The 19,681-nt window shown below is 38.3% G+C and carries 23 protein-coding genes and 1 tRNA gene; 15 read left to right on the top strand and 9 right to left on the bottom strand.

All coding sequences use genetic code 11. The features are described 5' to 3' along the window. Positions 1 to 86 precede the first annotated feature (86 nt). On the top strand, positions 87 to 716 hold the full coding sequence (locus QRD02_RS10750; protein ID WP_290254948.1) for a MarC family NAAT transporter: 630 nt from the start codon (positions 87 to 89) through the stop codon (positions 714 to 716). Here the strand turns inward: QRD02_RS10750 and QRD02_RS10745 are convergent. Then, positions 713 to 919, bottom strand: coding sequence for a hypothetical protein (locus tag QRD02_RS10745; protein ID WP_290254947.1), 207 nt, complete (start codon positions 917 to 919; stop codon positions 713 to 715). The genes QRD02_RS10750 and QRD02_RS10745 overlap by 4 nt on opposite strands. 125 nt (positions 920 to 1,044) lie before the next feature. Here QRD02_RS10745 and QRD02_RS10740 point away from each other — a divergent pair, with 125 nt between their 5' ends. Next, complete coding sequence (locus tag QRD02_RS10740) at positions 1,045 to 2,478, top strand: SDR family oxidoreductase (RefSeq protein ID WP_290254946.1); 1,434 nt, start codon at positions 1,045 to 1,047, stop codon at positions 2,476 to 2,478. A 3-nt stretch (positions 2,479 to 2,481) separates the two neighbouring features. On the opposite strand, the gene ctlX is transcribed toward QRD02_RS10740, so the two are convergent. The 7 genes from ctlX to QRD02_RS10710 all read right to left on the bottom strand — a co-directional run bounded on the left by ctlX (position 2,482) and on the right by QRD02_RS10710 (position 6,377). Further along, the gene (ctlX, locus tag QRD02_RS10735; protein WP_290254978.1) at positions 2,482 to 3,384 is read right to left on the bottom strand and encodes a citrulline utilization hydrolase CtlX; all 903 of its coding nucleotides are present in this window, start codon (positions 3,382 to 3,384) and stop codon (positions 2,482 to 2,484) included. A gap of 179 nt (positions 3,385 to 3,563) precedes the next feature. Further along, positions 3,564 to 3,950: a hypothetical protein gene (locus QRD02_RS10730; RefSeq protein ID WP_290254945.1), complete on the bottom strand. Its 387-nt coding sequence runs from the start codon at positions 3,948 to 3,950 to the stop codon at positions 3,564 to 3,566. A gap of 117 nt (positions 3,951 to 4,067) precedes the next feature. Next, on the bottom strand, positions 4,068 to 4,475 hold the full coding sequence (locus QRD02_RS10725; RefSeq protein ID WP_290254944.1) for a rhodanese-like domain-containing protein: 408 nt from the start codon (positions 4,473 to 4,475) through the stop codon (positions 4,068 to 4,070). Further along, positions 4,472 to 4,786 (bottom strand): rhodanese-like domain-containing protein, encoded by a 315-nt coding sequence (locus tag QRD02_RS10720; RefSeq protein ID WP_290254943.1) that lies wholly within the window; start codon positions 4,784 to 4,786, stop codon positions 4,472 to 4,474. The genes QRD02_RS10725 and QRD02_RS10720 overlap by 4 nt, the downstream gene beginning before the upstream one ends. Before the next feature lie 102 nt (positions 4,787 to 4,888). Beyond that, positions 4,889 to 5,122 (bottom strand): T9SS type A sorting domain-containing protein, encoded by a 234-nt coding sequence (locus QRD02_RS14420; protein WP_353959577.1) that lies wholly within the window; start codon positions 5,120 to 5,122, stop codon positions 4,889 to 4,891. 15 nt (positions 5,123 to 5,137) lie between these two features. Beyond that, entirely contained in the window at positions 5,138 to 5,821 is a 684-nt protein-coding gene (locus tag QRD02_RS10715) for a thioredoxin family protein (RefSeq protein ID WP_290254942.1), read from the bottom strand. A gap of 10 nt (positions 5,822 to 5,831) precedes the next feature. Then, complete coding sequence (locus tag QRD02_RS10710) at positions 5,832 to 6,377, bottom strand: TlpA disulfide reductase family protein (protein WP_290254941.1); 546 nt, start codon at positions 6,375 to 6,377, stop codon at positions 5,832 to 5,834. Positions 6,378 to 6,645: 268 nt separating this feature from the next. Between QRD02_RS10710 and QRD02_RS10705 the strand changes: the two genes are divergently transcribed. The 10 genes from QRD02_RS10705 (at position 6,646) to QRD02_RS10660 (ending at position 16,079) form a co-directional block, all read left to right on the top strand. Next, complete coding sequence (locus QRD02_RS10705) at positions 6,646 to 8,079, top strand: anthranilate synthase component I family protein (protein ID WP_290254940.1); 1,434 nt, start codon at positions 6,646 to 6,648, stop codon at positions 8,077 to 8,079. 101 nt (positions 8,080 to 8,180) lie between these two features. After that, positions 8,181 to 8,750 (top strand): anthranilate synthase component II, encoded by a 570-nt coding sequence (locus QRD02_RS10700; RefSeq protein ID WP_290254977.1) that lies wholly within the window; start codon positions 8,181 to 8,183, stop codon positions 8,748 to 8,750. A 125-nt stretch (positions 8,751 to 8,875) separates the two neighbouring features. Then, positions 8,876 to 9,868 carry an anthranilate phosphoribosyltransferase gene (gene trpD, locus QRD02_RS10695; protein WP_290254939.1) on the top strand — a complete coding sequence of 331 codons (993 nt, stop codon included), beginning with the start codon at positions 8,876 to 8,878 and terminating at the stop codon, positions 9,866 to 9,868. Between the two features lie 167 nt (positions 9,869 to 10,035). Next, entirely contained in the window at positions 10,036 to 10,818 is a 783-nt protein-coding gene (gene trpC, locus QRD02_RS10690) for an indole-3-glycerol phosphate synthase TrpC (protein ID WP_290254938.1), read from the top strand. A gap of 23 nt (positions 10,819 to 10,841) precedes the next feature. Then, on the top strand, positions 10,842 to 11,453 hold the full coding sequence (locus QRD02_RS10685) for a phosphoribosylanthranilate isomerase (protein WP_290254937.1): 612 nt from the start codon (positions 10,842 to 10,844) through the stop codon (positions 11,451 to 11,453). Between the two features lie 68 nt (positions 11,454 to 11,521). Beyond that, the gene (gene trpB / locus QRD02_RS10680) at positions 11,522 to 12,703 is read left to right on the top strand and encodes a tryptophan synthase subunit beta (protein WP_290254936.1); all 1,182 of its coding nucleotides are present in this window, start codon (positions 11,522 to 11,524) and stop codon (positions 12,701 to 12,703) included. 1 nt (position 12,704) lies between these two features. After that, a complete protein-coding gene (gene trpA / locus QRD02_RS10675) occupies positions 12,705 to 13,472 on the top strand; it encodes a tryptophan synthase subunit alpha (protein WP_290254935.1) in 768 nt (255 codons plus the stop codon). An 80-nt stretch (positions 13,473 to 13,552) separates the two neighbouring features. After that, positions 13,553 to 13,681, top strand: coding sequence for a hypothetical protein (locus QRD02_RS10670; protein WP_290254934.1), 129 nt, complete (start codon positions 13,553 to 13,555; stop codon positions 13,679 to 13,681). A 165-nt stretch (positions 13,682 to 13,846) separates the two neighbouring features. Then, complete coding sequence (locus tag QRD02_RS10665) at positions 13,847 to 15,160, top strand: hydroxymethylglutaryl-CoA reductase, degradative (protein ID WP_290254933.1); 1,314 nt, start codon at positions 13,847 to 13,849, stop codon at positions 15,158 to 15,160. Position 15,161: 1 nt separating this feature from the next. Further along, complete coding sequence (locus QRD02_RS10660) at positions 15,162 to 16,079, top strand: GYDIA family GHMP kinase (protein ID WP_290254932.1); 918 nt, start codon at positions 15,162 to 15,164, stop codon at positions 16,077 to 16,079. Between the two features lie 36 nt (positions 16,080 to 16,115). Here QRD02_RS10660 and QRD02_RS10655 read toward each other — a convergent pair. Then, positions 16,116 to 16,188: transfer RNA gene (locus QRD02_RS10655), tRNA-Phe, on the bottom strand. Between the two features lie 145 nt (positions 16,189 to 16,333). On the opposite strand from QRD02_RS10655, the gene QRD02_RS10650 reads away from it, so the two are divergent. The 3 genes from QRD02_RS10650 to QRD02_RS10640 are packed head-to-tail and all read left to right on the top strand — an operon-like array spanning position 16,334 to position 19,681. Then, positions 16,334 to 17,059, top strand: coding sequence for a type III pantothenate kinase (locus QRD02_RS10650; RefSeq protein WP_290254931.1), 726 nt, complete (start codon positions 16,334 to 16,336; stop codon positions 17,057 to 17,059). Then, a complete protein-coding gene (bamG, locus tag QRD02_RS10645; protein ID WP_290254930.1) occupies positions 17,059 to 18,297 on the top strand; it encodes a BamG family beta-barrel-assembly machinery protein in 1,239 nt (412 codons plus the stop codon). Before QRD02_RS10650 ends, bamG begins: the two co-directional genes overlap by 1 nt. Beyond that, the gene (locus QRD02_RS10640) at positions 18,290 to 19,681 is read left to right on the top strand and encodes a tetratricopeptide repeat protein (RefSeq protein WP_290254929.1); all 1,392 of its coding nucleotides are present in this window, start codon (positions 18,290 to 18,292) and stop codon (positions 19,679 to 19,681) included. Before bamG ends, QRD02_RS10640 begins: the two co-directional genes overlap by 8 nt.

Here is a 19,681-nt window from a genome sequence, read left to right as displayed (position 1 = left end):
CAAACCGTGTGTGTATTTTGTAATGTTATGGTAACACTTTAGTAATCTTAAAATCCCAAAACCAAACGTCCTTTGCCACAAAAACAATGGACATTTTTTTATATGTATTTGCGGCACTTTTCTCGGTAATTAATCCGTTGGGAACGGTGCCAGTTTTCGTAGGATTGACGAGCGATGAAAGTATTTCAGAAAGAAATAAAACTTCACTTTTAACCACGATAAACGTGGTGGTTATTTTGATTATTTCCTTTTTCGCCGGTACCTATTTGCTGAAATTTTTCGGAATAAGCCTTAATGCACTTCGAATTGCCGGCGGAATGATTATCGTAACCTCAGGCTTCGCACTTTTAACCGGAACTTTTTCGAAACACAAAGGGATGAAAAACAAACGTGTTCAAAAAGATTTGGACAAACGCGAAAAATTTTCATTGACACCATTGGCAATCCCAATGTTGGCCGGTCCGGGTTCAATTTCATTATTGATAACCTTTAATCAGGAATACCAAAAATGGAACGATATATTTTTTGTTGTGCTCGCAGTTTTGGCGGTGGGTTTGGCAACATTTCTCATTTTGAGAAGCTCGCATTACATTAGTAAATTTTTGGGAGCATCGGGAATAAATGCAATTTCGAGGATTGTGGGATTTATAGTAATCTCAATTGGGGTGGAATATATCAGTACTGCAGTTATTTCAATTTTGAGCCTTTTAAATTAACGGCGGTTTTTAAGAAGGGCACCGGCTATTAACGCCAAAACCCCTATGCCAATCATTCCTAAAGTTTGGTTGCTTAAGCCTTCTTTGGCGTTCACTTCCAAGGGGCCAATATCCAATATTTGTTGTGGAACAAAGGCATTATAAAGTCCGAAGACAATCAAAACAACGCCAACTATCAGCAAAACGATTTTTAGGATTTTCATAAAACTTTGGTCTTTTGGTTGATGTTTTAAAGATACCGTTTTGATAAATAAGAGTGCGCATAACTTAACGACTTTTTAACTTCTGTTTAAATCCTTGTAGATTACCTTTAAACAAAATTTCAATATTGAAAATTCTTCTCACCGGTGCAAATGGATATATCGGGATGCGCTTGCTCCCGCAATTGCTTGAAAATGGGCACGACGTAATATGTGCAGTCCGCGATAAAAACCGACTTCCGCTCGATCCCGAAACCACGAAAAAAGTTAGCGTGGTTGAAGTAGATTTTGCGGAAGAAGTGAACCTTGAAAATTTTCCGACTAACATAGATGCCGCGTATTATTTGATCCATTCCATGAGCGGCTCTTCGAATAATTTCGATGAAATTGAAGCACAATCTGCTGAGAATTTTAATAAATATATGGCCGGAACGTCGGTGAAACAAGTTATTTATTTAAGCGGAATTGTGAATGAGGAACAGCTTTCCAAACACCTTTCTTCCCGAAAGAAAGTGGAGGAAATTTTATACAAAGGCAATTATCACTTAACTGTTTTGCGCGCCGGAATTGTTGTGGGAAGCGGGAGTTCTTCCTTCGAAATTATAAGGGATTTATGCGAAAAACTACCCATAATGATTGCCCCAAAATGGTTGAAAACAAAAATACAGCCTATTGCAATCCGCGATGTTATTGCCTTTCTATCGGGCGTTTTGGGCAATGAAAAATGCTTCAATCAATCCTTTGACATTGGTGGCCCAGATATTTTAACCTACAAAGGAATGCTTGAGAAATATTCCGAAATTAGAGGGCTCAAACTTTGGATTATTCCCGTGCCGGTTATGTCGCCCCGGCTATCTTCCTATTGGCTTTATTTTGTTACTTCAACTTCTTATAAATTGGCGGTAAACCTTGTAGATAGTATGAAAATGGAAGTAGTGGCGCGAGACAATAAACTGCAGGAAATTTTAAATATTCAACCCATTTCTTATGACGAATCGATAGAAAAAGCCTTTCAAAAGATTGAACAAAATCTTGTCATTTCAAGTTGGAAAGATTCCTTGGTGGCGGGCAGGTTGACCAATTTAAAAGAATACATTCAAGTGCCGAAATATGGATGTTTGAAAGATGAAAAAATTCTAAAAACCTCAGACCCGGAAAGAGTTTTGGACAATATTTGGACCATTGGCGGTGCGCGTGGTTGGTATTACGGAAACTCACTTTGGAAAATGCGCGGCTTTATGGATAGGCTAGTGGGAGGTGTTGGCCTTCGCCGTGGACGCACACATGCCAAAGAGATTTATACCGGCGATGTGCTGGATTTTTGGCGGGTACTGTATGCGGATAGGGAGAGCAAACGGTTGCTATTATTCGCGGAAATGAAGTTGCCCGGTGAGGCGTGGCTGGAATTCTGTATCAACGATAAAAATGAATTAGTACAAACGGCGACTTTTCGACCAAAAGGTATATGGGGTAGATTGTATTGGTATTTGATGCTACCCTTTCATTATTTCATTTTCGGCGGAATGATACGCAACATTAATAAGGCAGAAGCAGTTTCCTAATAATTATTCCTTCGGAAGAAAAACTTCCGCCATCATGCAACGTGCACTGCCGCCGCCGCAGGTTTCAATCGTCGCCAAATCGCTGCTTAAAATTTCGCAATACTTTTCAATTGCTTGAACCTGCTCCGCATTTAAACTTTTATGCGCCGCCTGACTCATAACCAAATATTTTTTATCCATACCCTGCACCTGAAGCATGTTTCCGGCAAAATGGTGCATTTGGGCTTCGGTAATCCGAATGATTTCCTTTCCGTCCTTTTTTAAATGCTGTACTACATTTTTCTTTTCGGCGGAATCATCAATAGTATCGAGGCAAATGACACAAAAATCCTCCGCAAGGCACATCATTACGTTGGTGTGGTAAATAGGCATTCGCTTGCCATCAACGGTTTGGTTTGCTGTGAAAATAATCGGGAGGTATTCAAAATCTTCACAAAATTCAATCAACAATTCTTCATCGGCCCTGGGCGAAAGTGCACAGTAAGCTTTTCTATTTACGCGATCAAGCAAAAGGCTGCCGGTGCCTTCCAAAAAAATACCCTCATCTTCAGCAGGCGTATAATCTATAACGTTGTTGATCAGGAAACCCTCCTTTTCTAAACGAATCAAAACCTCTTCACGCCTTTCACGGCGGCGGTTTTCGGCAAACATAGGATAGAGGGCAATGTCGCCATTTTCGTGAAAGCTGATCCAATTGTTCGGAAAAATGGAATCTGGGGTATCCATTCGCAGATCATCATGTTCGACAATTACGTTAACCCCTACGGCACGTAACTTTTCAACAAAAGCATCAAATTCAAATTGGGCCTTGACATTGATTTCTGCATTTTTCAATGCGATATCTTCCTGAAAAAAATTATTTACTGCCGTTTGCTCATTCATTCTGAACGCAACGGGACGAATCATTACAATGGTATCTGTGATTTGCTTTGCCAATGGGAGAAAATTTTTAGACTGCAAATTTACAGGATTTTCCTTGTGAAAAAATTTATTTGAATGGCTAAATCTATTTCGAAGTTATGCGTGTAGATTTTAGGATTTAAAAGCGTTAATGTTTGAGAAAAATTATTTAATAATGGGACAATTTAGGCACTCCAAGCTCCATCGCCGTCATCATCCTTTTCGGAATAATGCGCGTAATCCATAAGAATTTTTTCATAAAAACAATCTTGGAGAGGTCCCTCTTCGATAGCACCAAAAAGTGTTTCTTCCAAATTCGTATAATAAATTCTATCTGAAATCGCATCGTTTATATCAAAAAGTCTGACGGGATTTGTGGTCATGGGTCTCGAATTCCAAATGGAGATCACCTGGGTCTGATAATCAATATTTATATCCATGGCGCCAAAGAAAAACTGAAGATATAGTTTATGGAATTTTCGAAATGCCTTTGATGGTCGTTGCTCAAATTGGCAACTTGCCACGATCAATTTTCGTAGCTGGGCTCTAATATTTTCGTTTCTTCTTTCCATATTGCTCGAATTTCAATATTGAAGATACGACGCCGATATGGCTTAAAGACAGTGAGAATCGAAATTTAGCGAGAGTTTAACGAAGTAGAAATGAATTCGTTAAGAGAATTAAGGAAATCACTCCTTTTCAAACCCATTGGCATCCCAATTGGAAAATCCACCTTCCATATCATATATTTCCTTAAAGCCAATATCTTTTAAAATTATAGCGGCCCTGGCGCTTCTTTTTCCACTTTGGCAATATAGATAAATAGGTTTTTCCAAATCCAACTTTTCCGCCTCTGTGATAAAAGTAGTTTGTGAAATATCAATATTCAATGCATTTTTCAGATGTCCATTGGCAAATTCTTCTGGGGTTCGAACATCTAACAATTGAATATCCCGCTTTGTTTCCATTGCAGTCTGGAATTCTTGTGAATCTAAAAGTTGGATTTCCTGCGCCATGACGTCCAATGGAAAGAACGCAAGGAAAAGTGTGAACATAAATACGTGCTGTGCTGATAGTAATTTCATGTCAAAATTCATTCATTGATTATTTCCCCTTCCCAATCCGTAATGCCGCCATTCAGGTTGTAGGTGTTTTTTACACCCACGGAATTCAGCAGCAAGCAAGCCTGCGCGCTTCTACCGCCAGAGCGACAGTACACATAATAATTTTTTTGTGGATCCAGTTCTTTGGCGCGCTGCAGAAATTCAGCTCCGTTATAAATATCTATTTGTTGGGCACCGGGAATATAGCCTTCCTCAAATTCCTCATCTGTGCGAACATCGATAACTATTGCGTTGCTATCATTTTCCAACTGTTCGCTCCACTGTTTTTGGGTTAAATCTGCCATAATTCAAATTTTTTGTAAAAATAGTAAATGCAATGCGTATAAAAATAAAAAAGCCGAAAACAATAAAAACTGTTTTCGGCTTTTAATAGTTCAAAAAATAAACTATTCTTTTATAAACTTTGAATATGTGCTGCCGTGAGTTGTGTTCAGTTTCACAAAATAACCTCCAGCCTGCAAAGATGAAACATCGATGCTTTCGACCTTTGAAGGGAATGGATCTGGAAAATATATAATTTGGCCTCTGTCGATGAAAAGGAAAATAAGGCAAGAAGAAAAATGTAAAATTGTTTTGTTAAAATGAAAAAGCCCTGCTATAACAACAGGGCTCCCAATCATTTATGCTATAATTTATTACTGCTTCACAGAGCAACCGATTGCCTTAGTTTCTTTCACGGTAACTTCCTTTCCGTCTAAAATTTCATATATGGCATTTGCCAAAAATCGGTCCTTTACTTCCGCCGCGTTGCGAACGTTATCGTCTATGGCTCCAATATATTTCACAATGTTTTTATCGCCTTCCTTCTTTAAAAGATATACGTGAGGGGTTTTAGTCGCTCCGTATTTTGCATAAATTGTTTGGCTTTCGTCAAATAGATACGGAAAAGTAAAACCGGCCTCTTTTGCTTTTTGCTGCATCAATTCATACGTATCATCAGGCTGTACTTTCGGGTTATTTGGATTTATGGCGATAACCGGAAAACCTTTCGCCTTAAATTCCTTATCCAAGTCAACCATTCGCTGCTCGCTTGCAACGGCGAAAGGACAAGTATTGCAGGTAAAAATTACTATAAAACCCTTTGCGTCCGAGTAATCGGAAAGCGAAACCATTTTGCCGTTTACGTCTTTCAATTTAAAATCGGTCGTCTCATCGCCCACAGAATATCCAAACGATTCTGCTTCAATTTCTGTAAATTCCGGCTGGGTAATTTCATTTACGGCCAATTCCGCGCTTTTATCGGTCGTATCGTTTTTGCAGCTATTGAAAGCGATTAATGAAAAGGTCGCAAATGTTAGGGTTGAAAGTCGTTTTCTCATAATTTAATTTTTATAGAAATGTTTTTAGTTCAGTTTCAAGTTCGTTAAAAGTAAAGGATTGCTCGTAAAATTTTCGATTGTGTTTTTTATAAATAATCGTTGCGGGAATCGCCCCGCTCCAATCTGTTGAAACCTTCGGAATCCAAGTATTTGCATCGGGATCATCGAGCAAAACCACTTCAGATTGAATAGCATTCTTTTGGATAAAAGGAATAACCTGTGATTCAATTTTATCGAGAAAATCAAGGCTTACCAAAAGTACTTTCACTTTTTTATTTGTATAATCGGAAGCAATTTTCTCAAATGCCGGAAGCTCTTTCACACAAGGTTTGCACCAAGTTGCCCAAAAATTTATGATGTAAATGGAATCATTCTTATTTTGAAGATATTGTTGATCCAATTCCGCAAAATCAACGGCAACCACCTTTTTTGAATTGGGAATTTCTTCCTGGTTTTGATAAAACGATGTCATCGCAATTTCAGAAGTCACTTCCGGTTTTATATCGGAACAACTTTGAAGAATCAGTAAAGGAAGAATAATAAAAAACAACTTCATATGCATTGAAAATTAATAGGCAAAATTTTAAACTCCATCAACAACGTACGTTGTTAGACGATATTATTCCCAAAAAGTTTCAGTAAATAAAATTTGTGTTCAAAAAAATTCTATATTTGAACCCGATACAATGAACAGATTTACACAAAATACTTGGTGGTGGAAAAACTTACGGCAAACCTCGTGAGCGGAACACCTATGGTATAATAATATACGAAAAGGCTTGTCAATCACGACAAGCCTTTTTTTATTCGCATATTTTGACAAAATGAAATACATTTTAAAAACATACTCAAAAAAATTATTGGCAGACACGCTCACACCGGTTTCGGTATATTTGCGTTTACGCGATAAATTCTCGAATAGCCTGCTTTTGGAAAGTAGCGACTATCACGCCAACGACAATAGTTTCAGCTACATTTGCTTTAACCCAATTGCCTCTATAAAAGTTGAAAATGAAATGATTTTTCAGCAATTTCCGGATGGGAAAAATTCAATTATCAATTTAAAAAGTCCCCCTTCGAAGGGGGATATAGGGGGATGTTCACACAATGTTCCAAAAATTTTAGACGAATTTGCCGCATCTTTTACTTCGGAAGAAAACAATTTCAAATTCATAAACAATGGGCTTTTCGGCTTTATGGCTTTTGATGCCGTGCGTTATTTTGAAGACATTTCGCTTTCAAAAAAAGAAGAAAATCTTGAAATGCCCGATTTGTTTTATGCAGTTTATCAAAATATAATTGCCATAAATCATTTCAATAACGAAGCGTATATTTTTGCGCACTGCTTTGAAGAAGAAAACAATATTCCGCAGATTGAGCAGATTTTAAAGTCAAAAAGCTTTGCCGAATATCCTTTCAAAAGAAATGGCGACCGAACCACAAATTTAAAAGATGAGGATTTTAAAGCTTTGGTTCGAAAGTGCAAAGAGCATTGCCAGCGCGGCGATGTTTTTCAAATTGTGCCAAGCAAGCGGTTTTCACAGCAATTTACCGGCGATGAATTCAACGTTTACAGGGCTTTGCGTAGCATAAATCCTTCACCGTATCTTTTTTATTTTGATTACGGAAATTTTAAAATCTTCGGAAGTTCGCCCGAAGCGCAATTGGTCGTAAAAGGAAATACAGCAGAAATCCATCCAATCGCAGGGACCTTCAAACGCACCGGAAACGATGAGCAGGATGCCGAGCTCGCCAAAATACTTTTCGAAGACAAAAAAGAAAATAGCGAACACGTGATGCTTGTAGACTTGGCGCGAAACGATTTAAGTCGGCATGGCACAAATGTGAAAGTGGAAACGTATCGCGAAGTGCAGTTTTTTTCGCACGTAATTCATTTGGTCAGCAAAGTTACAGCTACAAAAAATCCAAAAATTTCAACAATGCAGATTGTTGCAGATACATTTCCCGCAGGAACTTTGAGCGGCGCACCAAAACATAAAGCCTTGCAACTGCTCGAAAAATATGAAAATAGAAGTCGGGAATTTTACGGAGGCGCAATTGGTTTTATGGATTTCAGTGGAAATTATAATCACGCAATAATCATCCGTTCCTTTTTGAGCAAAAACCATACGCTGCATTATCAAGCGGGCGCTGGCGTGGTTTCGGAAAGCAATGAGGAAAAAGAATTACAGGAAGTTTATAATAAACTTGGCGCACTTACAAAGGCGTTGGAATTAGCTGAAACAATGGCCCCCTAACCCCCGAAGGGGGAATTTAATCTCAATATATAATGAAAAAAGAAAAAATAAATAAAAACCCGAAACATACTCCCTCCCCTTCGGGGAGGGTTGGGGTGGGGCTGAAAATTTTAGTAATAGACAATTATGACAGTTTTGTGTACAATCTGGTTCACTATTTAGAGGAATTGGATTGTGAAGTTACAGTTAGAAGAAACGATAAATTTCACTTGGAAGAAGTAGAAAATTACGATAAAATTCTACTTTCCCCAGGTCCCGGAATTCCCGACGAAGCGGGTTTGCTGAAAGAAGTAATTCAAAAATACGCAACCTCAAAACCAATTCTCGGCGTGTGTTTGGGGCAACAAGCAATCGGGGAAGTTTTCGGGGGGAAATTGGAAAACCTAAGTAAAGTTTTTCACGGAGTTGCAACAAAGGCAACCATAATTTCAGAAAACGAACCGCTTTTTAAAGGAATTGAAAAAGAATTTGAAATAGGCCGCTACCACAGTTGGGTGGTTTCAAAAGAAGATTTTCCGGAGGTTTTGGAAATAACTTCGGTGGATGAAAATGGGCAGATTATGTCAGTCCGCCACAAGTTTCACGATGTTTGCGGAGTACAGTTTCATCCCGAAAGTGTGCTTACTCCAATGGGAAAACAGATTATTAAAAATTGGGTGGAGGCCCCATAACCCCCAAGGGGGAACAATATTCAATGTCCATTAACATTTAGCGTTTCTGCGCTTTTGCGATAAAAAAGTGTTCAGTGGCAGTTTGCAGTGATTTAAACTAAACCCATAAACTCCTAAACTTAGAAATGAAACATATTTTAAACAGATTAATAAACCATGAGCAACTCAGCAAAGATGAGGCAAGAACTGTTTTGGTAAACATTTCCGAAGGAAAATACAACCAAAGCCAGATTGCTGCTTTTTTGACTGTATATATGATGCGAAACGTAAGTTTGGAAGAGTTGGAAGGCTTCCGCGATGCGTTATTAGACCTGTGTTTGGCGGTAGATTTTAGTGAATACAACACTATAGATTTATGCGGCACGGGCGGCGATGGAAAGAATACTTTTAATATTTCAACTTTAGCATCTTTTGTTACTGCTGGTGCAGGAATAAAAGTCACAAAACACGGTAATTACGGAGTTTCTTCGGTGAGCGGAAGTAGCAATGTTATGGAAGCCTTGGGCATAAAATTCAGCAATGAAAAAGATTTTTTAAAACGTAGTTTGGACGAAGCTGGAATTTGTGTTTTGCACGCCCCCCTCTTCCACCCTGTAATGAAAAATGTAGCACCAATTAGAAAGGAATTGGGCGTAAAAACTTTTTTCAATATGCTTGGACCAATGGTTAATCCTGCATTTCCAAAGAATCAATTGGTTGGCGTTTTTAATTTGGAATTGGCGCGTATGCACGGTTATCTCTATCAAAAAAGTGAAAAAAATTACGCCGTTTTGCACGCGATGGATGGCTACGATGAAATTTCGTTGACCGGACCGGTGAAAGTGATTTCTAAAAATTTAGAGAATATTTTGAATGCAAATGATTTCGGGGTGAAGCAAATTGATGAATCAGCGATATTTGGAGGGGACACGGTGAAAGATTCTGCGGAAATATTTCTAAATATTTTAAACGGAAAAGGCACTGAGTCGCAAAACAATGTAGTTTGCGCAAATGCTGGAATGGCAATTTCAGTAGTTGAAAATTGCACCATTAAAGAAGGTTTTGAAAAAGCAAAGGAATCGTTGAAATCCGGAAAAGCATTTAACTCATTAAAGAAATTACAGGTACTATCGAAATGAATTAAGAATAAAGAGCCAAGAGCAACGACTTAATACTCAATACTCATTACTCAAAACTCAAAACTCAATACTCAATACTCAATACTCAATACTCAATACTCAAAACTCAATACTCAATACTCAATACTCAATACTCAATACTCAATACTCAATACTCAATTTTAAAAATGACAATTTTAGATAACATAACCGCTTATAAACTAAAGGAAGTTGCCGCAAAAAAAGAAGCAATTCCCACGCGATTGTTGGAAAAATTTCCACTTTTTGCAAAAGAAACCAAATCGTTGGCAGAAGCGTTGCGAATTTCAACAACCGGAATTATTGCGGAACACAAACGCCGCTCGCCCAGCAAATCGGTTATAAACGACAAAGTTCTGTTACCCGAAGTTGTTTCGGGCTATGAAAAGGCTGGCGCAAAAGGAATTTCAGTTTTAACGGATTCCAACTTTTTTGGAGGCTCATTGGAAGATCTTTTGGTTGCTGAAAACACGATTTCCATCCCAATACTTCGGAAGGAATTCATCATTGATCCCTATCAAATCTATGAGGCAAAAGCCTATGGCGCCGATGCAATTTTATTGATTGCGGCTTGCCTTTCGGCAGAAGAATTGAAACAATTTTCGCATTTGGCCAAAAGCTTGAAATTGGATGTTTTGCTGGAAGTCCACAATTTGGAAGAACTTCAAAAATCGCTTTTACCGAACGTCGATATGATCGGCGTAAACAACCGAAATCTGAAAAATTTCAAGGTAAATATTGAAATCAGCAAAAAACTTTCCAAAGAAATTCCATCTGATTTTGTGAAGATTTCCGAAAGCGGAATCAGCGATGTGGAAACTATAAAAGAGTTGAGAACTTATGGTTTCGAAGGATTTTTAATTGGTGAAAATTTTATGAAAACCGAAAATCCCGGCGAAACGGCAAAGCAATTTATTGAAAAATTGAGATGAAAACCATGCTGAAAATCTGCGGAATGAAACACAACATCGCCGAAGTCGCAAAACTTCAGCCAGATTATTTGGGTTTCATTTTTTATGGAAAAAGTCCGAGATATTTTGATAGCGAGATTCCTGCGCTACCCCTCGGAATAAAGAAAGTTGGCGTTTTCGTGGATGCCACAATAGCCGAAATTCTCGAGACTTTTAAAAAATACAATTTGGATGTTATTCAGCTTCACGGTAATGAAACCAAGGAATTTGTGCTAACCCTAAATATGTATTTACGCTTAAAATTTTGGGATGGCTATGAAGTTTGGAAAGTCTTTTCTGTTGACGACTCTTTCGATTTTTCCAAAACGCGTGATTTTGTAAAAAAAGTTGATGCTTTTCTGTTCGATACCAAAGGTGATCATCACGGCGGAAACGGAAAAACCTTTAATTGGGAGATTTTAAAAAATTACAAATACAAAACTCCCTTCATTTTAAGCGGTGGCATAGGCATAGACGAAATTGATAATTTAAAAGAAATATTAAAAACAAACCTTCCTATTTATGCGATTGATGTAAATAGCAAATTCGAAATTGAACCGGGAATGAAAGATTTTTCGAAATTGAAAAAATTTATAAACGCTTTGAACCACGAATAAAAAGAATCACGAGCCAAGAAATAGGAAACAAGACTCAATACTTATTACTCAATACTCAATACAGAAAAATGAATTATAATGTAAACGAAAAAGGCTATTACGGTGAGTTTGGCGGCGCATACATTCCAGAAATGCTTTACCCAAATGTGGAGGAATTACGACAGAATTATTTAATAATAATGGCTGAGGAATCCTTTCAAAAAGAATTCCGACAATTGCTGAAGGATTATGTGGGACGGCCAACGCCGCTTTATTTTGCAAAACGGCTTTCGGAAAAATACAATACTAAAATTTATTTAAAACGGGAAGATCTTTGCCACACCGGCGCTCACAAAGTGAATAATACAATCGGTCAAATTTTAATGGCGCAACGATTAGGTAAAACCCGAATTATCGCTGAAACAGGCGCCGGCCAACACGGTGTTGCAACCGCCACCGTTTGTGCCTTGATGGGTTTGGAATGTATCGTTTTTATGGGTGAAATTGACATAAAACGCCAAGCGCCGAACGTAGCCCGTATGAAAATGCTGGGTGCGAAAGTGGTTACCGCCACAAGCGGTAGCAAAACTTTGAAAGATGCAACGAATGAAGCCATTCGCGATTGGATAAACAATCCGGTGGATACACATTATATTATAGGTAGCGTGGTTGGTCCGCATCCGTATCCCGATATGGTTGCGCGGTTTCAAAGTGTGATTTCGGAAGAAATAAAAAAGCAATTAACCGAAAAAGAAGGTCGGGAAAATCCAAATTTTGTGGTGGCCTGTGTTGGCGGAGGAAGCAATGCCGCCGGTGCTTTTTATCATTATTTGGACAAACCTGAGGTTGGAATTATTGCCGTTGAAGCCGCCGGAAAAGGAATCAATAGCGGTGAAAGTGCAGCAACTTCAGCTTTGGGAAAAGTCGGGATTATTCATGGTAGCAAAACGCTGTTAATGCAAACTGCGGACGGCCAAATCACGGAACCTTACTCTATTTCCGCAGGTTTGGATTATCCGGGCGTTGGCCCAATGCACGCCAATCTTTTTGCGAGTGGTCGGGGCGAATTTATTTCAATAACCGATGATGAGGCGATGGAAGCTGGAATGCAACTTTGCAAATTGGAAGGTATTATTCCCGCAATTGAAAGCAGCCACGCGTTGGCGGTTTTTGAAAGTCGAAAATTTAAAAAAGACGAAGTGATCGTGGTGAATTTGAGCGGTCGTGGGGATAAGGATTTGGAAACTTACATTAAGCACTTTAATTTATAAGATGAATAAAATCAATAGAAAACTTTCGGAAAACAAAAAATTGCTTTCAATCTATTTTACCGCAGGTTATCCAAAACTTGACGATACTGTTGAAATTCTTCAGCAATTGGAAAAAAATGGGGTTGATATGGTTGAGATTGGTTTGCCTTTCAGCGATCCCTTGGCCGATGGACCAACTATTCAGGCTAGCGGAACCCAAGCTCTGAAAAATGGAATGACTACCGAAATACTTTTTCATCAACTGAAAGATATTCGGAAAACAGTTTCAATTCCTTTGGTTATTATGGGGTATTTTAATCCCGTGCTTCAATTTGGCGTTGAAAATTTCTGTAAAAAATGTGCAGAAGTTGGGATTGACGGCTTAATTCTTCCCGATCTGCCTTTGGCGGAATTTCAGGAACATTATGCCGAAATCTTCAAAAAATACGGTTTGCTGAATATCTTTTTAATCACGCCCCAAACTTCTGAAGCACGCATTCGAGAAATAGATTCGGCTTCCGAAGGTTTTATTTATATGGTTAGCAGCGCCAGTGTTACTGGCAATTCTTCGGATTTTGGCTCGGAGCAAACAAATTATTTTCAAAACATTGCTTCGCTTTCGCTGAAAAATAAATTAATTGTTGGTTTCGGAATAAACAATGCAGAAACTTTTCAGCAAGCAACAAAATATACCAGTGGAGCAATTATTGGTAGTGCTTTTATAAAAATGCTTTCAGAAAATGGCTTGAATGGAATTTCAACCTTTATAAAATCCATACGAAAGGTTTAACCTAGCTTTAATATTCTTTTGGCAGAATTTTTCTTGAAGAATGGGTACTTTCGAGTTTTAAATCTAGAAAATCTGAAACCATGGAAAAGAAATTTGAAAGAAAAACCGAGCAAAAAAATCCAACCAATCCTACCGGAAATGTCAATCAACAAACCAACAAGGTTGATATTGATAAAAAAACCATCAAAAAACAGCAGAATAAAAAGTAAAAAGTCCACCGAGATTTTATAGACACTTAAATCGTAATTTCGTTTTAAGTTAATTTTGAAAGGTATTTGGAACGTTTAATTTCTAAATACCTTTCTTTTTTATGGTATAACGACATAAAAAATTACTAAGCCGTATCTTTGCTACTTCAACGATAGCAAATTTAGATGAAACAACCCGTTTCCGGATTTTCAAAAAAATCTAAACTCGAAAAAATTGAATGGCTGGCAGAAAATTATCTGTCCAACAACCCTAGTTCCGCTCAAAATTTAAAAAAGTATTGGAATGAAGATGACCAATTGCAGCAGCTTCACGACGATTTTATTGAGAATACCTTATCAAACTATTATTTGCCATTTGCGATTGCACCCAATTTTTTAATTAACGGTAAATTTTATGCCTTGCCAATGGTCACCGAGGAAAGCTCAGTGGTAGCAGCCGCCAGCAATGCTGCAAAATTTTGGTTGGAACGCGGTGGGTTTAAAGCGGAAGTGATTTCCACAGAAAAAAATGGTCAGATTCATTTCAATTTCTATGGAAATGAAAAAAGTATTGAGGCGTTCTTTGAAATTGTAAAACCGAAACTAATCGAGAGCATACAATCGATTGAAAAAAACATGAAATCCCGAGGGGGCGGACTTTTGGAACTTTCATTGGTTGACAAATCGCATATTTTGGAGGGTTATTTTTATATCCATGCCACCTTTGAAACTTTGGATGCCATGGGCGCCAATTTCATAAACAGTTGTTTGGAACGAATGGCGCAAACCTTTGAGGAGGAAGCCAGGAGGTTTGAGGCGTTCCAAAAGGACGAAGTGTTTCCAGAAGTGGTGATGAGCATACTTTCAAACTACGTTCCCGAATGTTTGGTTCGAGCGGAAGTGAGCTGCAAGATTGATGAACTTACTTCCAAAAATTACGACGGAAAACAATTTGCCGAAAAATTTGTTCGTGCTATTGAAATTGCCAAAACCGAAACACGACGCGCTGTTACGCACAATAAAGGAATTATGAACGGAGTGGATGCCGTTGTCTTGGCAACGGGCAACGATTTTCGTGCCGTGGAAGCTTGTGTGCACGCTTATGCGGCCAGAAATAGTTATTACGGAAGCTTAACACATGCAAAAATCGAGAATGATATTTTCACATTTTGGATTGAATTGCCTTTGGCGGTGGGCACCGTTGGGGGTTTAACTTCGCTACATCCATTGACGAAACTAGCTTTTGAGATTCTTCAAAAGCCCGATGCAAAAGAATTAATGAAGATTTTAGCGGTTGCAGGGTTGGCACAAAACTTTGCCGCAGTACGCTCATTAATTACAACCGGCATTCAAAAAGGCCATATGAAAATGCACTTGATGAATATTTTGAACCAATTGCAAGCGACAAAACAGGAAAAGGAAAAAGCGTTGGACTACTATAAAGAAAATGCTGTTTCACATAATTCGGTTACTTCCTTCTTGAAAAATCTCAGAAAATAAAATGCGGAAGTTCCACAGCAACGGAAAATTATTGCTCACCGGAGAATATGTGGTGCTCGATGGAGCCAGTGCTTTAGCCTTTCCTACAAAATATGGGCAATCATTGGAGGTAGAGAATTCTGAAAAAGAGAGAATTCATTGGCAAAGTTTTGATGAAAAAGGTGAAGTATGGTTTGAAGAATTTTTCGATTTAAAGAATTTTGAAAACCAAACAGGCCAAGCTGAAATTTCAAATACACTCTCAAAAATACTTCGGGAAGCACGAAATTTGAATCCAGATTTTCTTATAAAAAGTGACGGAATTAATATTAAAACCAAATTGGATTTCCCGCGAATTTGGGGTCTGGGCACTTCTTCCACACTAATAAATAACATTGCGCAATGGGCTGCGGTTAATCCCTTTGATCTTTTAAAAAATAGTTTTGGCGGAAGTGGTTATGATATTGCCGCCGCGCAAAGTGATGCCCCTATTTTGTACGAATTGAAAAATAAAAGGCCCGAATTCAGAAAAGTCCATCTCCCGTGGGACTTTACAGATTCGTTATTTTTCGTGCATTTAAATAAAAAACAGGACAGTAAGGAAGGGATTGAACGTTATAGAAATGCATCCGTAAGGCCAAAGGATATTGAGAACATTTCAGATATATCGAAAAAGTTGTTACAGTGCCGTACCTTGAAGGATTTTGAGAATTTGATGGAAAGTCACGAGAAGGTTATTTCTGAAATCATTAAAATGGAATCGGTTAAACAACGCTTGTTTCCCAACTTTAATGGCATCGTGAAAAGTCTCGGTGCGTGGGGCGGCGATTTTGTTTTGGCTACTGGAGCTGAAAGTGAAATGGATTATTTTCGAAATAAAGGATTCGGCACTATTATTTCCTTTTCTGAAATGGTGAAGCAGAAAACGCCACTTTTATAGAAACAAAAAGCCCGAAACAGAAGTTCCGGGCTTTTGTGGTGCCTCCAAGAATCGAACTAGGGACACACGGATTTTCAGTCCGTTGCTCTACCAACTGAGCTAAGGCACCATTATTGAGTGGGCAAATATAAAGCTATTTTCGTTTTTGCAAAACAATAATTTAAAAAATAAAAAGATATCTTTTTTCAATTTAATAGTGCCTTAACAAATAGTTACTTAGTGGAATTGTATTTTTATGGCCTTATTTAAAAAAAATGAATCTTGCCATTGATGTTGGAAATACCCTCATAAAGCTTGGAGTATTTAACGATGGAAACTTAACGCAAAAAACCACCTGTTCCAAAAATGACTTTTCTTTAGCCATTCAGGAAATTTCTAAAGTTTTTCCTATTAAGAATTGTATTATTTCCGCTGTATCCAATCTTTTAGAGGGGCAGTTTGAGGAGGTACGAAATCAATTCGAGGTTCTTCTATTAAATCATCAGACGCCAGTTTCCTTCGTCAATAAATATGCAACCCCACTAACTTTGGGTATTGATAGGATAGCGTTAGTGAGTGCGGCCGCGGATCAATTTCCGCAGAAAAATGTTTTGATAATTGACGCCGGCACTTGCATTACCTATGATTTTATAAATTCAAAGAACGAATATTTCGGAGGAGCCATTTCCCCCGGAATTTCTTTGCGGTATAAAGCCCTCCATACGTTTACTGAAAAATTACCGTTGCTGAAAACAAAATCTCCAGATTCATATTTGGGCAATGATACGGCTAGCGCTATACATTCTGGCGTGGTAAACGGAATATTGTATGAAATTGAGGGTTATATAAATGAATATAAAAAAGATTACGACAATTTAACAGTTATTTTAACAGGTGGGGACGCACATTTTTTGCGAGATAGTTTAAAAAATGACATCTTTGCCAACTCAAATTTTTTATTGGAGGGATTGAACCATATTTTAGAATATAACAAACATTGATGTTTAAAAAAATAGCAATTGGGTTATTTTTACTTATAACCAGTATCGCCCTTGCACAAGAAGGAACCACTTCACCATATTCATTTTACGGTATTGGCTCATTAAAATTCCGCGGCACTGTGGAAAACAGGGCTATGGGAGGGCTGGGTGTCTTCTCGGACAGTATTCATTTGAATCTTCAAAATCCTGCGAGTTATGCAGGATTGCGCTTGATTAACTTTTCCGTTGGAGGAAGTCACCAAATCCTAAAACAAAAAAACGCAACCGAAAGCCAAAATACCTCTACTTCAACACTGGATTATGTGGCAATGGGTATTCCAATGGGCAAATTCGGAATGGGTTTTGGAGTTATTCCGTACACATCGGTGGGATATGATTTTTATTCCGAAGTACCCGACGGTATAACCCAATATTCTGGAAATGGTGGTCTAAACAAAGCATATATTTCACTTGGATATCAAGTTACGCCGGAATTAAGCCTCGGTGTGGACGCTGGGTATAATTTCGGAAAGATTGAAAACACCGCCGTAACCCAAAAATCAGAACTTCAATACGGCACTCGAGAGGTGAACAGATCCAATCTGTCAGGCTTCACTTTTAATCTTGGTGCAATGTACAAACGGATGATTGACGAAAACCTTGAACTTTCAGGAACCCTCACCTTCACGCCTGGCACAAATATCAATTCCGAAAATTTGCGGAGAGTGGGGAGTGTTTCCATTATTCCGGCGGGAATTTTTGATGTGGATGAAAGAGAAATTTCCGTTCCCGATACCGATTTTTCCTATCCCGCACAGGTTACTATTGGCATTGGCTTAAGTAAACCCAAATATTGGGGAATCGGATTAGAATATGTGAACGAAAAAACAAGTAATTTTACCAATCGTTCATACATCAGTGAAAATGTGACCTATAAAAATGCTTCCAAATTTTATTTGGGAGGTTTTTATATTCCCAATTATAATTCCTTCGGAGAATATTATAAAAGGGTTGTTTACAGGGCAGGTGGAAGATTTGAACAAACTGGCCTAAGCTTTGACGGACACCACGTCAATGAGTTTGGCATATCTTTTGGAGTTGGGTTACCAATCGGACGCTTATTCTCAAACATGAATTTAGGATTTGAAGTAGGAAGTCGAGGAACAACGGACTATGGATTGATCAAGGAAACCTTCTTCAACACATTTATTAGTTTTTCATTAAACGACCGCTGGTTCGAAAAAAGATTATATGATTAATATTACTAATAGCAAAACCATGAAAACAAAGTTCATTTTATTATTTACCATTGCCCTGCTTTCAGTTTCTGCAAAATCCATTGCACAAGCTCCAGACGACTGTACAATTTTAATGTCCTATTTTACTGAGCAGGCGAAGATAAAAAACTACGAAGCAGCTCTTCCCCATTATGAAAATTTAGTAAAGGACTGTCCCAATTATAACCTGGCCATTTATCAATATGGCATTAAAATGTATGAATATTTCGTAGACGAAAAAGGCGATAAAAGTAAAATTAACGATCTTATTCAGGCCTATCAGTTAAGGTTGCAACATTTTCCAGAACAAACCAAGGAAGGCGAGGTCCTTTCCAGTATCGCTCAATTAAAGTATGACAATAATGTTGGCACAAAGGCAGAACAGTTCAAAGCTTTTGACGAGGCATTTAAAAAAGATCCGGAAAACTTTACCAGCGGAAAAAGCCTTTACGCATACTTCTCCTTGGCAGTCGATCTTTTTAACGAAGGCCAAAAGGATATCCAGGAAATATTCGATCTATATGATGTTGTGATCAGCAAAATAGATACTGAAAAGAACAGTCTTGCATCAAAACTTACTCCAATGTTGGATAAGGAAGAAGCCGGCACAGCTCTAACCGATAAGGAACAAAGAGCTAAGGATGTTTATGAAAATAACTTAGGGGTATACGCAACGGTTGAAGGAAGCGTTAATGGAAAACTCGGTCAATTGGCAGACTGTCCAAACCTTATTCCACTTTATGAAAAAGACTACGAACAGAAAAAGAATGACATTGAATGGTTGAAAAATGCCAGCAATAGGTTGGACGCCAAGGACTGCGAAAGCTCACTATCCAATAAACTTGCAGTAAGATTGCATGAGTTGGAGCCAAGTTCTACTTCTGCTTACCTTTTAGGAAAACAAGCTGAAGCTGAAGGAAAGGCCTCTGCAGCGTTGGAATATTTTAACCAAGCTGCTGAATTGGAAAAGGACAACTCTAAAAAAGCCCGTATTTATTATAGCATTGCAGAAAACTACCGTAAAAAAGGAAGTTTCGGAACTGCACGGACCTATTACAACAAGATGCTTGAGGCAAAACCCTCAGCGGGAATCGCTTATTACAAAATAGGCGCAATGTATGCGGATAGCGCTAACAACTGTGGTACTACTGTTTTTGAAAAAAGAGCTATGTATTGGCTAGCTGCAGACATGATGGATAAAGCAGCACGCGTGGATGGCACCATTTCAGGAAATGCAAAAGCCGCCGCAAGCAGTTATCGTCAGCGTGCACCACAGGCCAGCGATATCTTCAGTGAAGGTATGGCAGGAAAAACAGTAACTTTTAGCTGTTGGGTTGGCGGAAGCGTAAGGGTTCCTAATCTATAA

Origin of the sequence: Aequorivita aurantiaca, assembly GCF_030410135.1 — a bacterium.
In the GTDB taxonomy this organism is placed as follows: Bacteria; Bacteroidota; Bacteroidia; order Flavobacteriales; family Flavobacteriaceae; genus Aequorivita; species Aequorivita aurantiaca.
Note: the sequence above shows the minus strand (reverse complement) of the source record. Positions and strands in the feature narration are given on the sequence as shown.

Excerpts from the sequence above, each read along its gene's own strand:
- QRD02_RS10750 (WP_290254948.1), top strand. The coding sequence starts at position 87 with ATGGACATTTTTTTATATGTATTTGCGGCACTTTTCTCGGTAATTAAT.
- QRD02_RS10745 (WP_290254947.1), bottom strand. The coding sequence starts at position 919 with ATGAAAATCCTAAAAATCGTTTTGCTGATAGTTGGCGTTGTTTTGATT.
- ctlX (WP_290254978.1), bottom strand. The coding sequence starts at position 3,384 with ATGATTCGTCCCGTTGCGTTCAGAATGAATGAGCAAACGGCAGTAAAT.
- QRD02_RS10730 (WP_290254945.1), bottom strand. The coding sequence starts at position 3,950 with ATGGAAAGAAGAAACGAAAATATTAGAGCCCAGCTACGAAAATTGATC.
- QRD02_RS10725 (WP_290254944.1), bottom strand. The coding sequence starts at position 4,475 with ATGAATTTTGACATGAAATTACTATCAGCACAGCACGTATTTATGTTC.
- QRD02_RS10720 (WP_290254943.1), bottom strand. The coding sequence starts at position 4,786 with ATGGCAGATTTAACCCAAAAACAGTGGAGCGAACAGTTGGAAAATGAT.
- QRD02_RS14420 (WP_353959577.1), bottom strand. The coding sequence starts at position 5,122 with ATGATTGGGAGCCCTGTTGTTATAGCAGGGCTTTTTCATTTTAACAAA.
- QRD02_RS10715 (WP_290254942.1), bottom strand. The coding sequence starts at position 5,821 with ATGAGAAAACGACTTTCAACCCTAACATTTGCGACCTTTTCATTAATC.
- QRD02_RS10710 (WP_290254941.1), bottom strand. The coding sequence starts at position 6,377 with ATGAAGTTGTTTTTTATTATTCTTCCTTTACTGATTCTTCAAAGTTGT.
- QRD02_RS10705 (WP_290254940.1), top strand. The coding sequence starts at position 6,646 with ATGAAATACATTTTAAAAACATACTCAAAAAAATTATTGGCAGACACG.
- trpD (WP_290254939.1), top strand. The coding sequence starts at position 8,876 with ATGAAACATATTTTAAACAGATTAATAAACCATGAGCAACTCAGCAAA.
- trpC (WP_290254938.1), top strand. The coding sequence starts at position 10,036 with ATGACAATTTTAGATAACATAACCGCTTATAAACTAAAGGAAGTTGCC.
- QRD02_RS10685 (WP_290254937.1), top strand. The coding sequence starts at position 10,842 with ATGAAACACAACATCGCCGAAGTCGCAAAACTTCAGCCAGATTATTTG.
- trpB (WP_290254936.1), top strand. The coding sequence starts at position 11,522 with ATGAATTATAATGTAAACGAAAAAGGCTATTACGGTGAGTTTGGCGGC.
- trpA (WP_290254935.1), top strand. The coding sequence starts at position 12,705 with ATGAATAAAATCAATAGAAAACTTTCGGAAAACAAAAAATTGCTTTCA.
- QRD02_RS10670 (WP_290254934.1), top strand. The coding sequence starts at position 13,553 with ATGGAAAAGAAATTTGAAAGAAAAACCGAGCAAAAAAATCCAACCAAT.
- QRD02_RS10665 (WP_290254933.1), top strand. The coding sequence starts at position 13,847 with ATGAAACAACCCGTTTCCGGATTTTCAAAAAAATCTAAACTCGAAAAA.
- QRD02_RS10660 (WP_290254932.1), top strand. The coding sequence starts at position 15,162 with ATGCGGAAGTTCCACAGCAACGGAAAATTATTGCTCACCGGAGAATAT.
- QRD02_RS10650 (WP_290254931.1), top strand. The coding sequence starts at position 16,334 with ATGAATCTTGCCATTGATGTTGGAAATACCCTCATAAAGCTTGGAGTA.
- bamG (WP_290254930.1), top strand. The coding sequence starts at position 17,059 with ATGTTTAAAAAAATAGCAATTGGGTTATTTTTACTTATAACCAGTATC.
- QRD02_RS10640 (WP_290254929.1), top strand. The coding sequence starts at position 18,290 with ATGATTAATATTACTAATAGCAAAACCATGAAAACAAAGTTCATTTTA.